Source organism: Arthrobacter sp. M2012083 (assembly GCF_000281065.1).
Classification (GTDB): Bacteria; Actinomycetota; Actinomycetes; order Actinomycetales; family Micrococcaceae; genus Arthrobacter.
The window spans coordinates 1-14,200 of sequence record NZ_AKKK01000064.1 but is presented as its reverse complement, the minus strand read 5'-3'; the positions used below and the strand labels follow the sequence as shown (position 1 = coordinate 14,200).

Genomic DNA, 14,200 nt, shown 5'->3' with positions numbered 1-14,200 from the left:
CTCCGGGGGTTGGAAGCTCCCCGGGCGGGCCCCGGGTTTCCGATCTCCTCTCGCTCCTGGGTGCCGTCCGCGTGGGCACTGATAGCCCGGGGCTGATTGAGCAGTTGCGGGTTTTGGAGGAGATGAAGTCGTCCATTACGGCTTTGCAGGCGCGGGTTGCTGTGGCGTTTGATCTTGCCCAGCGCCGGGAACAGGAAGCAGCTGGTGTTCCTGTCTTGGAGCGGGGTCAGGGGGTGGGTGCTCAGGTGGCGTTGGCGCGGAGGGAGTCGCCGAATCGTGGGTCCCGGTTGCTGGGTTTGGCGAAGGCGTTGGTGTTGGAGATGCCGCGGACGTTGGCTGCCTTGAAGTCGGGGCGGTTGAATGAGTGGCGGGCCACGCTTTTGGTGAAGGAGACGGCGTGTTTGTCTGTTGAGGACCGGTGCGCGGTGGATGAGGAGCTCGCCGCAGATGCCGGGGCTTTTGACGGGAAGGGCGATCGGGCGATTGTTGCGGCGGTGAAGGCTGCTGCGTATCGGCGGGATCCGCGGTCGGTGGCTGGTCGTGCGAGCCGTGCTGCCGCCGAGCGGATGGTGAGTCTGCGTCCGGCGCCGGACGCGATGACGTACCTGACCGCGCTGCTGCCGGTCGCCCAAGGGGTGGCGGTTTATGCTGCCCTGTGCCGGGCGGCTGATGCGGCCCGTTGCAGCGGTGGCACCGGCACCCGTGGTCAGGTCATGGCCGACACTGTGGTCGAACGCGTCACCGGTACCCCGGGTGGGGTCTCCGGGATCAACCTGGACGTGATCATGACTGACCGCACCCTGTTCCAGGGCGACAGTGAACCGGCCCGGCTCAAGGGTTACGGAATCGTCCCCGCAGAATGGGGAAGGGAACTCCTAACCCTGGGGCAAGCCGCAAACCTGGAACAGACAATAGCGAACCCAGCCTCCGGACCAGGGCAAGCCGGCCAAGATGAGGCGAGAACGCCGGACCAGGAGCTCACTGTCTGGCTCCGCCGGCTCTATACCGCGCCGGCCAGTGGCGAGCTTCTGGGTATGGACTCCAAAGCCCGGCTCTTCCCGACGAGGTTGCGGCGTTTCATCGAAATCCGCGACGATACCTGCCGGACGCCGTACTGCGATGCGCCCATCCGGCACATCGACCACGTGGTTCCGTGGCGCTCAGGCGGAACCACCACGCTCACTAACGGTGCAGGGCTGTGTGAAGCCTGCAACCACACCAAGGAAAACCCTGGCTGGACCAGCAAAACCGTACATGCTGACGCGCACGGGGGTGTCCACACCTTGGAAATCAGCACCCCCACCGGACACACGTACAAATCCAAAGCCCCGCCCCTGCCCGGACACTTCCGTGGCTCAGTGCCCTCGTCGGAGCTCCCCGAACCTGCTGCACGACCACGCCCGTCGCCAGTTGAACACCCAACCCTCTCGGAACTTAACTGACGAGCGTCGGCAGAGTGAGGATTTCTGCTCCGTCATTGGTGATGGCGATGGTGTGCTCACTGTGTGCGGTCCGGCATCCTGTCGCGCTGCGGAGCGTCCATCCGTCGGCGTCGGTGACAAGCTGGGCGGTGTCGGCCATGACCCATGGTTCCAGCGCGAGCAGCAAACCGGGGCGCAGCTTGTAACCGCGGCCGGGGCGTCCCATGTTGGGTACATGCGGATCCTGATGCATGGTGGAGCCAATGCCGTGGCCTCCGAACTCGGTGTTGACGGGGTAGCCGGCCTCGCTGAGGACCGAGCCAATGGCGTAGGAGAGGTCGCCGATGCGGGCGCCTGGCCGGGCTGCCGCTATGCCTGCGCGCAATGCCCGTTCGGTTGCTTCGATCATCGCGACACTCTCCGGCGGCTTCGACTCGCCCACGATGAAGCTGATGGCAGAGTCTGCTGCGATTCCGTCTTTCACAACGGCCAGATCGAGGGTCAATAGGTCGCCGTCGGCAAGTTCGTAATCCGTGGGCAATCCGTGCAGGACGGCATCGTTAACACCCGTGCAGATGTAGTGGCCGAACGGCCCGCGGCCGAAGGAAGGGGCGTAGTCGACGTAGCAGGAAACGGCCCCGGCTTCCAGGATCATGCTCTTTGCCCACCGGTCTATGTCCAGGAGGTTTGTCCCAACAGTTGCGCGGCCTTTGAGCGCGTGCAGAATGTTGGCGACCAGGGCACCGGCCTCCTTCGCGCGGCCTAGTTCTGTGCGGCTCAGGATCTCAATCATGTGGGGCCTTTCGCGTGAAAACCAATAACTATCCCGGCCATATTATCCCGGTATTACAATTGGAGCCATGGTCAGGTTGCCGCTTACACCCGCAGAGGCCGAGCGTGGACAACGTCTCGGCGCTCTTTTGCGTCGCGCGCGGGGTGAGCGTTCCATGCTGGAGACGGCTCTCGACGCCCGGGTCTCGCCTGAGACGCTCCGAAAGATCGAGTCGGGGCGGGTTGCTACACCGGCTTTCCCTACCGTTGCTGCAATTGCCGATGTCCTCGGACTCTCCCTCGATGAGGTGTGGGCAGAAATTAACCGGCCCGATCAAGGTGTTGAGTCAGGCAGCTCGCGTCGGAGCGCGCGCGAATCGTTGGCCTCATAGCCTCAGCGCTTGGGCCGCGCCCGCACGTGCAGCCGCTCACCCTGCTGCCCAAAAAGGGTTAGCAGTTCCACTGGTTCTGTGGTGGCGCTGGCAAACCAGTGCGGTGTGCGGGTATCAAATTCCGCAACTTCACCCGGTTTCAGGACAAAGTCATTCTTGCCCAGCACCAACCGCAGTTTTCCGTTGAGGATGTACATCCAGTCATACCCCTCATGGGATTGGGGCTGTGGAATCTCTTTTCCGGTTCCGCTCTTCAGCACCATTTTGAAGGCCTGGATGCCCCCGGGGCGGCGGGTCAAAGGAACCGCAGTTCCCCACTCGTGAACATGCGGCTTGAGGTGAATGCGGGGATCGCCGGTTTCCGGAGCGTCAATCAGTTCTTCCAGCGGCACCTGATGCAACCTGGCAATGGGAAGAAGAAGTTCCAGCGTTGGTTTCCGTTGGCCGGATTCCAGCCTCGAGAGCGTGCTGACAGATATACCCGTCGCTTCCGATGCCTCCGCGAGAGTCACGTTGCGTTGGGTCCGCATGGCACGCAGCCGGGGCCCGACGGCGTCGAGCATGGTGCTGAAGTCGGTAGTCATGCCTTCCAGTTTGCCATATTGGCAAACTTGCTTGCCGGTTCGGTTGATCCTGACCAACCATGGAAGGAGCGGCAGAGGGCCGTTGGAGACAGCTGGAGGCATCGTGGGTATGGAAACAGTGAACAACCGAGCGGGCGAGAAGTATGACGTCGTCGTCGTGGGAGGTGGCGCGGCTGGGTTAAGTGCTGCTGTGACCTTGGGCAGGGCCTTGCGGTCCGTCGTGGTTATCGACGCCGGCCAGCCGCGGAATGCGCCCGCAGCCGGGGTGCACGGTTTCCTGTCACGCGACGGGATCAATCCCACAGAACTGTTGGAACTGGGGCGGTCGGAGGCACTGCAGTACGGGGCGGACATCGTAGCCGGCGTGGCGGTTGGGGCACGTTCGACGGCGAACCCAACGGACGGTTCCGAGGTCACCTTCGAGGTGGACCTCGCAGATGGCCAAACAGTGAGGGCCCGCCGCTTGCTTGTTACAACAGGGCTGCTGGATATCCTCCCCGACATTGACGGCATCCGGGAACGTTGGGGCCGTGACGTCCTGCACTGCCCGTACTGCCACGGTTGGGAGGTCCGGAACAAAGCGATCGGAATCCTGGGTTCAGTGCCAATGGCCTTGCACCAGGCGTTGCTGTTCCGCCAATGGAGTCCCAACATCACCTTGTTCCTCAACGACGTTGTGGAGCCGACGGAAGAACAGTGGGAGCAGTTGGCAGCCCGCTCCATCACCGTTGTGGACGGTAAAGTCCGGGGGCTCGAAGTAACCGACGACGCGTTGACTGGTGTGGTCCTGGGATCGGAAACGGTGATACCGGTGGACGCTGTTGTCACCGGCCCACGCTTGGAGGCCAGGTCCAGTGTGTTGGAGTCCTTGGGCGTCCCCACTGTGGAGCACCCGATGGGCATCGGGACCCACGTTGAAGTGAATCCTCTCGGAGGGGCGACATCGGTACCCGGAGTATGGGCCGCCGGGAACGTCACGGATCTGACCGGTCAAGTGATGGCTTCTGCAGCCGCTGGTGTGATGGCAGGCGCTGCCATCAATGCCGATCTCATGATGGGGGAGACCAAAAGGGCTGTAGAAGAAGCCCGCCGGACAGCGCTGGCCCGCTAAGCCAGGTGATCACAAAGCACAAAACCATCGACGTGAGGGCGCAGTCCGAGGACGATTAAGGGACGGCCACTAAGGAGGTTGGACATGTGCTACGCGTACTATGACGACTTCGAGCGGCGCACGAAGAAGGACTCCGTGCGCAAGCCTGAAGCGCGCACGCCTGAGGCACCCAAGGATCAGGAACCTGCACAGAGCCGTCCACGGACGGAAGGAACGCTATGGAGTTTCCTGGCCCGCCGTCGCAGGGAATCCGAGGTATCCGAACCGAAGATCGACCGCATCCGCGAGAAAGTCTAGGCGTCCCTGGACCCGATCCAAGAAGCCGGACCCGATCGCAGAAGTAAGTAAAGGAAGGGCGCTGCGCTCGCAGCGCCCTTCCTTTGTGGCTTGCCGTAAGAACCGGCCCTACGACGTAGCGGCCAGGTATTCCCTGGCAGCCGTCACCAGTGCTTCCGTTCCGCGCGCCAGCGTCGGCTGGATGACGGGCGCAAAGTACGGCGAGTGATTCGATGGAATGTCCTCGGGAAGGCGACCCGTTGTAGCCCACTCCTTGAACAAGGAAGGCTCGGCACCACCAAGGAACCAGAAAACCAAGGGAGCGCCGGCAGCCTTCGCCAGGGCTCCCACGTCTTCGCTCCCGGACACAGGTCCTGGGTCGATGATCTGGGTTTCGCCAAACCTGGCCCTGAAAGCCGCGGACACCCTCTCCGTAGCAGCTTGGTCGTTGACGGTTAGCGGGAAGTGCTCTTCGAAATGAATCTCGGGGTCCTTGGGTGCACCTGAGGCTGTGGATTCCCCGTTGGCAATACGCTCAATTGAGCCGAGGATTTTCTCCCTTGTGGCATCACTGAATGTACGGACGCTAAGGCCCAAGGTTGCCGTTTCGGGAATGATGTTGTTCTTGGTGCCAGAGTGGATCTGTCCAACAGTCACCACTGCGGAGTCACTGGCGGCGAGCTCACGCGACACAATACCCTGCAACCGCACAGTGGCCGCCGCAGCCATCAAGACCGGGTCAACGGTGGTTTCCGGACGCGATCCGTGGCCTCCCCGCCCATGCAAGGTGATGTTGAGGGAGTCAGCGGATGCCATGGTGACGCCGGGACGGATACCGAACCACCCCGCGGGGAAGGGGGCCACATGTTGGCCCAGGACGACATCCGGTGTGGGCACTGTGTCGTACAGCCCGTCGGCAACCATGGTTTCGGCCCCGCCGCCCCATTCTTCAGCCGGCTGGAAGACGGCTATCAGGGTGCCCCGCCACTCATGACGCTCCGCAGCCAGAACATCCACAGCACCAACGAGGCAGCTCACGTGCACGTCGTGGCCGCAAGCATGCATGACGGGCATGTCCTTGCCCTCATGGTCAACACCCACAGCGGTGCTTGCATAATCCAGACCCGTTGCTTCCTTGACCGGCAAGGCATCCATGTCGGCCCTGAGCATCACCACCGGTCCGGGCCCGTTGTCCAGAACGCCCACAACCCCGGTCTTTCCGATGTTGCGATGAACAGTGAAGCCAAGATCTTCGAGATAGCCCGCGGCGATCCCGGCTGTTCGGGTCTCCTGGAAGGACAACTCCGGATGGGCGTGCAGGTCCTTATAAAGCTCTTCGAGGTCAATGGTCATGAGTCTGCCCTTTTCATTCGACGCCTGTGTCTGGCCAGTGTAGCCAGCCCGAAGCTGCAAAGGCTGGGAAGCCCCGGCACACTGGATGGCATGAACGATTCTGAATCAGTCACCACGCAGCAATCCACCGTTGAGGAATGGACCAAAGCCTTGGCCGAATCCACCGGCTCGCCGGGCGGGGGTGCCGGGACCGGGGTCATGCTCTCCATCGCGGCCTCGTTGACGTCCATGGTGGCCGGATATACCGAGGCGGAGGAGGCCCAGCGCGAACAACTGACCGGCATCCACTCCCGGGCGCACGAACTTCGACGAATTGCCCTTCAACTGGCCGACGACGACGCTACCGCCTCCAATGCTTTCGGCGCTGCCTTCCGCCTCGACCCCGGCCCGGAACGCGACGACGCAATACATCAAGCATCCGTCGCCGCTGCCAAGGCATCAGCCGTTCTGGGCGAGCGGGCCATCGACGCAGTCGACGACCTCGGCTGGCTCGCTGCAAACGGCAATTCAGCGCTGATCGCGGACGTCGTGGTGGGCTTCGGAGCTCTCCGTGCAGCCATAGCCGGAGCCAGAACCAACGTGAGCTTCGACCTCGCATCCCTGACCTCCGCAGGCGCCACGCTCGAGGAAGTCAAGGAACAGCATCCGGAGCTATGGAACACCGTCAGCAGGCTCAGCGACGCCCTCGACAGGATCGACGAACTGACCGCCGGCGTCGACAATAAAGCGGCGCCGACCGAAGCTATGTAGCTTCAGCCGGCGCCGTGCCCGTTACTGCGCCTTCGGCGCTGTGTCCGTTACTGCGCCTTCGGCACACGCCGGAGCACGACGGCGGCGAGCACAGCCGCGCCAGCCATCAGCACCAGCCCAATCGCCGCAGTGATGTGGACACCGGACTCGAAAGCTGTCCGGGCGGCCACCGTCAGTGCCTCCGACAGTGGGGCCGGAAGGGCAGCCGCTGCATCAACCGCACCGGCCAGCGTTTCGGTGGACTTGCCAGCCGCTTGCGTGGATACACCGTCCGGAATGACGAGGTTGTGCTGGTAGGAAGCAGTGAGGATCGAGCCAAGCACTGCCGTTCCCAACAGCGACCCCAACTCATAGCCGGTCTCGGAAATGGCCGAGGCGGCGCCGGACTTGTCGGCTGGTACTGAGGCAAGGATGAGGTCGTTGGAGATGGTCTCCGCGGCACCAACGCCAACTGCGAGTACGGTCAGGGCTGACAACAGGAACACGGGTCCGCTGCCGTGGTCGCCCACCACCACAATCAGGTACCCCACGCCGCTGAGAGTCAGGCCCGCGGCCACGACAAACCCAGGTCGTACGCGCTTGACCAGCGGCACCACCAGCAGGCCGGCGATGACCGTTGCCAGCAGGGCGGGAATCATCGCGATGCCGGCCTCCATGGGGGACTGGCCCTCAACAAGTTGCAAGTGCTGGGCGAAGAAGTAGATGAAGCCGGTCATGGAGAACAGGGACAGGACGTTCGCCACGATGGCGGTACTGAAAACCTTGTTCTTGAACAAAGAGACATCCAGCATGGGGCTCTCGATCCGCTGCTGGCGGCGGACGAAGATCATGCCCATCACCACGCCGAACCCCATGAAGGCGGCCGCGGACGCCCCGAAACCGTGAACCGCGAATTCCTTGATGCCGTAAACGAACGGCGCCATGGTGATCACGGAAAGGACAATGCTGCGCACATCCACCCGGCCAGGATTGGCGTCCTTGGACTCGGGAATCAACACCCGGCCAAAAGCCAGGAGTGGCAGGAGCAGGAAAGCCGCCACCAGGAACACGGCACCCCACCAGAAGTGCTCCACCAGCCAGCCACCGAAGATCGGACCCAGAGCGGCACCACCGGAGAAACCGGCGGCCCAGACGGCGATCGCGAGCCGACGCCGGTTGGGATCAGTGAAGATATTCCGGATCAGGGACAGGGTTGACGGCATCAGCATGGCGCCGAAGACGCCCAGGCCCGCGCGGCCGGCGATGAGCCATTCAGCGGAAGGTGCGAAAGCGGTAGCAGCCGAAACCGCCGCGAAGCCCGTGCTGCCGATCAGCAGCAGCCGGCGTCGTCCGATCCTGTCGCCCAGGTTGCCCATAGACACCAACAATGCGGCGAGGACCAGCGGGTATGCGTCAACGATCCACAGCAATTGGATGCCGCCCACGTCCAAGGAGCGGGCGATTTCGGGCAGAGCGAAGGTGAGCGCGGTGTTGTCGACGGCCACCAGCAGCACCGGAAACATCAGGAGTGCCAGTGCCGTCCAGTCGCGCCACGGTGCTGCCTGACCCCTAACAGGGTGAGCGGACCGGGGTGCTTGGGTTGAGGACGGCGAGAACATGACATTTAGTGTACCGTCCAGACGGTACAGTTACAAATAGAACCCCGTAAGCCTTTAGGGAATGATGGACACATGCCACGAAAACCAGTTGCCCGGGACGCCGTCCTGGATGCCTTCGAAGCCCTCCTTATTGAGGTAGGGGAGCGCGCCGCCACGCTCGACGCCGTTGCCAAGCGGGCAGGCGTGTCCAAGGGCGGGCTGCTCTACCACTTTCCCAATAAGGAAGCGTTGATCACGGCACTTCTGGAACGCCTGGACTTACTCGCCCAGGAAGATACCGAACTGATGAAGGCTGCCCCTGATGGTTCAGCCGCCTACTTCATTCGCTCGTCGCTCTGGGCGGATACGCCCATGGACCGGGCCTTCGTGGCTGCCACAAGACTGGCCGAAGTGGCCCACGAAGAAACCCGCCGCAGGTTTGCGGCGATCCAGCAACAGTGGCTGGACGTGCTGGCTGAGGACGTCGGACCGGAAGTTGCCAAGGCCGTCAGTTACATGGGCGATGGCCTATATTTCAACGCGATTTTTGAAGGCGGTCAGGAGGGCGGCAACGCCGGGCGGGAGGCCGACGTCGAAATCCTGCTGGGAGTCCTCAAGCGATTGCGGAAGTAGCGGTTCATCCATTTGCTGCACGGCCCGGCACGTAGGACAATTAACCCTCGTGGCGTGCCCTACACGGCGCCCATACACAACTGAACATGCCTTTTGATCTGCGGCGGGAGAGTCCTGCAAGCAAGTGATGCAGGCGCCGTAGGAGCAAACCCTCCCCAGGAATCTCTCAGGCCCACGCACCGCCGCGGCTAGGCAACTCTGGAAAGCAGCAGGCACCCAGCCCACCTTCGGGCAAGGAGTGCTGTGCTCACCGACGGTGCAAGCGATGGTTGTTCACGCAACGCGCGGAAACTCTCAGGTCCAATACAGAGCGGGGAGGAACCCAGCCGCTGTGGCGTACCCAAACGCTGCCCAAGTAATGGAGTTCCTTCGTGACGGTTAGTTCTGCCTCCACCACCTTCGTCGATCGGCATATCGGCGCCCGCCGCCAGGCCGATATTGAGACCATGCTCAAGTCCGTCGGCTACGACACTGTTGATTCGCTGGTCGACACCGCCGTCCCGAACGACATCCGCCAGGATGTAGCCCTCACCCTGCAGAACGCGCTGAGTGAGGTTGAAGTTCTGGCCGAGCTGCGCAAGCTCGCGGCCAAGAACAAAACAGCCGTTCAGATGATCGGCCAGGGCTACTACGACACCGTGACGCCGCCCGTGATCCGCCGGAACATCCTCGAATCCCCGGCCTGGTACACCGCGTACACCCCCTACCAGCCGGAAATCTCCCAGGGCCGCCTTGAGGCACTCCTGAACTTCCAGACCATGGTCCAGGACCTCGTTGGGCTGCCGATCGCCAACGCGTCCCTACTGGATGAAGCAACTGCAGTGGCCGAAGCCGTCCTCATGATGCGCCGCGCCAACAAGAACAAGGCGGTCCAGGATGGCAAGACCGTCCTCGACGCTGACTGCCTTCCGCAGACAATTGCCATCGTCAAGGGCCGTGCCGAGGCGCTCGGCTTTGAAGTCGAGGTCGCTGACCTTTCCTTGGGCCTCCCGGAAGGCGCCATCAATGGCGTCGTCCTGCAGCAGCCTGGCGTTTCCGGCCGCGTGTTCGACCACTCTGCCGTGATTGCCGACGCCAAAGAGCGCGGTGCGCTGGTAACCGTTGCTGCCGACCTCCTGTCCCTGACCCTCATCACCCCTCCGGGCGAGCAGGGCGCCGACATCGCCGTTGGTTCCGCCCAGCGCTTGGGCGTTCCGCTCTTCTTCGGTGGCCCACACGCTGCCTACATGGCGGTCCAAAAAGGTCTTGAGCGTTCCATGCCCGGCCGTCTGGTGGGCGTTTCCAAGGACGACGCCGGTGTCCCCGCCTACCGCCTGGCGCTGCAGACCCGCGAGCAGCACATCCGTCGCGAGAAGGCGACGTCCAACATCTGCACCGCGCAGGCGCTGCTCGCCATCGTGGCCTCGATGTACGCCGTCTACCACGGCCCCGAAGGCCTCAAGGCCATCGCCGAAACCGCCCACGGTCACGCCCGTACCCTTGCAGCCTCCCTGAAGGCTGCCGGCGTCGAAGTCCTTCACGGTTCCTTCTTCGACACCATCACCGTCCGCATTCCCGGTAAGGCTACCGAGATCGTGGCCGCTGCCGAGGCCAAGGGCATCAATCTCCGCGGCATCGACGCTGACACGGTTGGCATCTCTGTTGATGAGACCACGACGACTGCGGTTGTCGCCGACGTTGCAGGCGTCTTTGGCGCTCCTGTAGTTGAGTCCGCTGAAGGCTTCGCGCTCGAGGCTTCCGTTGAGCGTACTAGCGACTTCATGCAGCACCCGGTGTTTAACACCCACCGCTCCGAAACCCAGCTCCTTCGCTACATCCGTAAGCTCTCGGACCGGGACCTCGCACTGGATCGCACCATGATTCCGCTGGGTTCCTGCACCATGAAGCTGAACGCCACGGCTGAGATGGAAGCCATTTCCTGGCCGGAGTTCGCCTCCATCCACCCGTTCGCACCGGATTCCCAGACTGAGGGCTGGCGCGAGCTCATCACCGACCTCGAATCCCAGCTGACCGAGATCACCGGCTACGACCAGGTCTCCATCCAGCCGAATGCCGGTTCCCAGGGTGAGCTCGCCGGCCTGCTGGCCATCCGCGGCTACCACTTGTCGCGCGGAGATGAGCAACGCAACGTCTGCCTGATCCCCGCTTCCGCCCATGGCACCAACGCTGCCTCGGCAGTGCTGGCGGGCATGAAGGTGGTGGTTGTGGCCACGGCTCCTGACGGAACCATCGACCATGTTGACCTCAAGAACAAGATCGAGGCCAACCGGGACGCGCTCTCGGCCATCATGATCACCTACCCGTCCACTCACGGTGTGTACGACGCCGACGTCCGCGAAGTCTGCGACGCCATCCACGAGGCCGGCGGCCAGGTCTACATCGACGGCGCCAACCTCAACGCCCTGGTCGGCCTTGCACAGCCGGGTAAGTTCGGCGGCGACGTCTCCCACCTGAACCTGCACAAGACGTTCTGCATCCCCCACGGTGGCGGCGGTCCGGGTGTGGGCCCCGTAGCTGCAAAGGCACACCTCGCACCGTTCATGCCGGGTGACGCAGCCTCCTGGACCGAAGGCAACGACGTCCCGATTTCGGCGTCGCGTTTCGGTTCCGCAGGTGTCCTGTCGATCTCCTGGGCTTACGTGAAGCTCATGGGTGGCCAAGGCCTCACCGAAGCAACCAAATCGGCGTTGCTGGCCGCGAACTACATCGCTTCCCGCCTCAACGAGCACTTCCCGGTCCTCTACACGGGCGAAGGCGGACTCGTGGCCCACGAGTGCATCCTGGACCTCCGCGAACTGACGGCCAAGACCGGCGTCACCGCCGAGGACGTGGCCAAGCGCCTGATCGACTTTGGTTTCCACGCTCCCACCCTTGCCTTCCCGGTTGCCGGGACCTTGATGGTGGAGCCCACGGAGTCCGAAGACCTCGTTGAAATCGACCGCTTCATCGAAGCCATGATCACCATCCGCAAGGAAATCGACCAGGTAGCCCACGGTGATTTCACTGTCGAGAACTCGCCGCTGCGCAAGGCACCGCACACTGCTGCCGCCGTCGTAACTTCTGAGTGGGACCGCGCGTACCCGCGTGAGCAGGCCGCCTTCCCGGTCCACCACCTCAAGCAGGACAAGTACTTCCCGCCAGTCGGCCGCATTGACGGCGCCGCCGGTGACCGGAATCTTGTGTGCTCCTGCCCGCCGATCGAAGACTTCGAAAACTAAGGACTGGTCATGACTGAGAACTACACAGCCCTTTATGAAGAGCACAAGAAGCTCGGCGCGTCCTTTACCGACTTTGGTGGCTGGCAAATGCCGCTCAAGTACTCCTCGGAGTTGGCTGAGCACCACGCTGTCCGCAAGACCTCGGGCCTGTTCGACCTCTCCCACATGGGTGAAGCCTGGGTCACCGGGCCCGAGGCTGCTGCCTTCCTGGACTACGCCCTGGTGGGCAAGATCTCTGCCATGGCAGTCGGAAAGGCCAAGTACTCGCTGATCTGCCAGGAAGACGGCGGCATCATCGACGACCTCATCACCTACCGTCGCCCCTCCCACCAGGAAGGCACCGACAAATTCCTGGTGGTTCCGAATGCCGGTAATGCCAAGGTTGTTGCCTCCGCGCTGCTGGAGCGCGCTGCAGGATTCGACGTGGTTGTTGAAGATGCTTCCGCTGAGACTTCGCTGATCGCTGTTCAGGGGCCGCTTGCTGAGGCCATCCTCCTCCGTCTGGTCCCGGCCGAACAGCACGCCCTGGTAACCGACCTCAAGTACTACGCGGCGGTTGAAGTTCCGTTCACATTCGACGGCGGCACGCAGGACCTGCTGCTGGCCCGCACCGGGTACACCGGCGAAGACGGCTTCGAAATCTTCGTAGCGAATGACTCCGCAGCAGCACTCTGGCAGGCCATCGCCAACGCTGCTGAAGAAGGCGAGCTGACCCCGGCCGGCCTCGCCGCCCGCGACTCACTCCGCCTCGAAGCCGGCATGCCCCTTTACGGCAACGAACTCTCCCGCCAAGGCAACCCCTTCGCGGCAGGACTCGGCCCCGTGGTGGCGCTGTCCAAGGAAGGCGACTTCGTAGGCAAAGAGGCCCTCGCTGCCCTCAAGGCCGGCGGAGCCGGATCCACCAGCGGCCGCAAACTCGTTGGCCTCAAAGGGCTGGGCCGCAGGGCCGGACGCGGCCACTACCCGGTCCTCAAGGACGGCGCGGTGGTCGGCGAAGTGACCTCCGGTCAGCCCAGCCCGACGCTGGGCTACCCGGTAGCGTTGGCATATGTCGACGTCGAGCATTCAGAGCTTGGAACTGCCTTGGACATTGATCTGCGGGGCAAGTCTGAGCCGTTCGAAGTCGTCGCACTGCCGTTCTACAAGCGCCAAAGGTAAGCGGGGATCGTCCCGCCGGGTCGCCTTGGCCCGTCGGGTCCGCCATCCTCCGCGGGCTCGCCCGCCTGAGCGCCCGCTGGGCGGACGCGAGGCTCCCTTAGACGCCCGCTTCCGGATACCGGCCCGATGGGGCTGCGCACCTCACCAGGACGCGCGGCCGCTCTGGCGCCCCTCGAGCCGCTAAGGTGCTGGGGGAGCGGCAACCTGCCGCATGAGTGCCTGTCCGCGCAGCCCACCAGCCATAGTTTTTGATCACCACAGTAAGGAAACAGAATGCCCAAAGTAGCGCCCGAACTTCAGTACTCCGACGAACACGAGTGGGTTTCCCGCGGAGACGGGAACTCGGTGTCCGTTGGTATCTCCGAAGTTGCCACTGACGCACTGGGTGACATTGTGTACGTTGACCTTCCCGAGGTCGGTTCGACAGTTACTGCAGGCGAGACCTGTGGCGAGGTCGAGTCCACCAAGTCGGTTTCGGACCTGTACTCACCCGTTACCGGTGAGGTTACGGAGATCAACGACGCCGTTGTTTCCGACCCCGCCCTGATCAACAACGACCCCTACGGCGCCGGTTGGTTGTTCAAGGTTACTGCTGAGTCCGAGGGCCCGCTGCTCTCGGCCGAGGAATACGCCTCCAAGAATGGCGGAGACCTCTCCTGAATCTCACCCCGCGACCCCGTCCGATTCGGGGGCTCAAGCATGCAGTGGCGTAGCGTGGGATTGTAGAACTGAATAAAATTGCGACGCCGGGTTGCCGCCTTTGGGGGCCATCCGGCGTCGTGCTTCGGTCGACCTCCGCCATAAGCAGGGGGCGGCCCTCCGGCAGGACCATCTGCCGGACCGTTTTCAAGCTTTGTTAAGGAATCCCGACCATGGCTGTTGGTGTTTTCGATTTGTTTTCTGTGGGTATTGGCCCGTCGAGTTCGCATACTGTGGGGCCGATGCGGGCTGCTGCG

At 63.1% G+C, this 14,200-nt stretch carries 14 protein-coding genes and 1 riboswitch; of the genes, 10 read left to right on the top strand and 4 right to left on the bottom strand.

Features of this window, described 5'->3' with window-relative positions:
* Positions 1-56: 56 nt before the first annotated feature.
* A complete protein-coding gene (locus tag A477_RS22645; RefSeq protein WP_083848087.1) occupies positions 57-1,442 on the top strand; it encodes an HNH endonuclease in 1,386 nt (461 codons plus the stop codon).
* On the opposite strand, the gene map is transcribed toward A477_RS22645, so the two are convergent.
* Complete coding sequence (gene map / locus A477_RS0120550) at positions 1,435-2,214, bottom strand: type I methionyl aminopeptidase (protein ID WP_017200731.1); 780 nt, start codon at positions 2,212-2,214, stop codon at positions 1,435-1,437. The genes A477_RS22645 and map overlap by 8 nt on opposite strands.
* 67 nt (positions 2,215-2,281) lie before the next feature.
* Here map and A477_RS22640 point away from each other — a divergent pair, with 67 nt between their 5' ends.
* Entirely contained in the window at positions 2,282-2,584 is a 303-nt protein-coding gene (locus A477_RS22640) for a helix-turn-helix domain-containing protein (protein ID WP_017200730.1), read from the top strand.
* A 2-nt stretch (positions 2,585-2,586) separates the two neighbouring features.
* On the opposite strand, the gene A477_RS0120545 is transcribed toward A477_RS22640, so the two are convergent.
* Positions 2,587-3,168: a helix-turn-helix domain-containing protein gene (locus A477_RS0120545; protein ID WP_026005806.1), complete on the bottom strand. Its 582-nt coding sequence runs from the start codon at positions 3,166-3,168 to the stop codon at positions 2,587-2,589.
* A 109-nt stretch (positions 3,169-3,277) separates the two neighbouring features.
* On the opposite strand from A477_RS0120545, the gene A477_RS0120540 reads away from it, so the two are divergent.
* A complete protein-coding gene (locus tag A477_RS0120540; RefSeq protein WP_020372860.1) occupies positions 3,278-4,279 on the top strand; it encodes an NAD(P)/FAD-dependent oxidoreductase in 1,002 nt (333 codons plus the stop codon).
* Positions 4,280-4,363: 84 nt separating this feature from the next.
* Positions 4,364-4,576 (top strand): hypothetical protein, encoded by a 213-nt coding sequence (locus A477_RS0120535; protein ID WP_017200728.1) that lies wholly within the window; start codon positions 4,364-4,366, stop codon positions 4,574-4,576.
* A gap of 108 nt (positions 4,577-4,684) precedes the next feature.
* Here A477_RS0120535 and A477_RS0120530 read toward each other — a convergent pair whose 3' ends face one another.
* Positions 4,685-5,908 (bottom strand): amidohydrolase, encoded by a 1,224-nt coding sequence (locus A477_RS0120530; RefSeq protein WP_017200727.1) that lies wholly within the window; start codon positions 5,906-5,908, stop codon positions 4,685-4,687.
* A 90-nt stretch (positions 5,909-5,998) separates the two neighbouring features.
* Between A477_RS0120530 and A477_RS0120525 the strand changes: the two genes are divergently transcribed.
* The gene (locus A477_RS0120525; protein ID WP_017200726.1) at positions 5,999-6,658 is read left to right on the top strand and encodes a cyclodeaminase/cyclohydrolase family protein; all 660 of its coding nucleotides are present in this window, start codon (positions 5,999-6,001) and stop codon (positions 6,656-6,658) included.
* 47 nt (positions 6,659-6,705) lie between these two features.
* On the opposite strand, the gene A477_RS0120520 is transcribed toward A477_RS0120525, so the two are convergent.
* Positions 6,706-8,256 carry an MFS transporter gene (locus tag A477_RS0120520; RefSeq protein ID WP_017200725.1) on the bottom strand — a complete coding sequence of 517 codons (1,551 nt, stop codon included), beginning with the start codon at positions 8,254-8,256 and terminating at the stop codon, positions 6,706-6,708.
* A 72-nt stretch (positions 8,257-8,328) separates the two neighbouring features.
* On the opposite strand from A477_RS0120520, the gene A477_RS0120515 reads away from it, so the two are divergent.
* From A477_RS0120515 to A477_RS23145, 5 genes are all read left to right on the top strand, one after another.
* Positions 8,329-8,868, top strand: a complete 540-nt coding sequence (locus A477_RS0120515; protein ID WP_017200724.1) for a TetR/AcrR family transcriptional regulator — start codon at positions 8,329-8,331, stop codon at positions 8,866-8,868.
* A 94-nt stretch (positions 8,869-8,962) separates the two neighbouring features.
* Positions 8,963-9,060, top strand: a riboswitch (glycine riboswitch).
* Between the two features lie 179 nt (positions 9,061-9,239).
* A complete protein-coding gene (gcvP, locus tag A477_RS0120510; RefSeq protein WP_017200723.1) occupies positions 9,240-12,086 on the top strand; it encodes an aminomethyl-transferring glycine dehydrogenase in 2,847 nt (948 codons plus the stop codon).
* Positions 12,087-12,095: 9 nt separating this feature from the next.
* Positions 12,096-13,244 (top strand): glycine cleavage system aminomethyltransferase GcvT, encoded by a 1,149-nt coding sequence (gcvT, locus tag A477_RS0120505; protein WP_017200722.1) that lies wholly within the window; start codon positions 12,096-12,098, stop codon positions 13,242-13,244.
* A 273-nt stretch (positions 13,245-13,517) separates the two neighbouring features.
* Positions 13,518-13,904, top strand: coding sequence for a glycine cleavage system protein GcvH (gene gcvH / locus A477_RS0120500; RefSeq protein ID WP_017200721.1), 387 nt, complete (start codon positions 13,518-13,520; stop codon positions 13,902-13,904).
* 212 nt (positions 13,905-14,116) lie between these two features.
* A partial coding sequence (locus A477_RS23145; protein ID WP_157367140.1) for a serine dehydratase beta chain occupies positions 14,117-14,200 on the top strand: 84 nt, incomplete at its 3' end.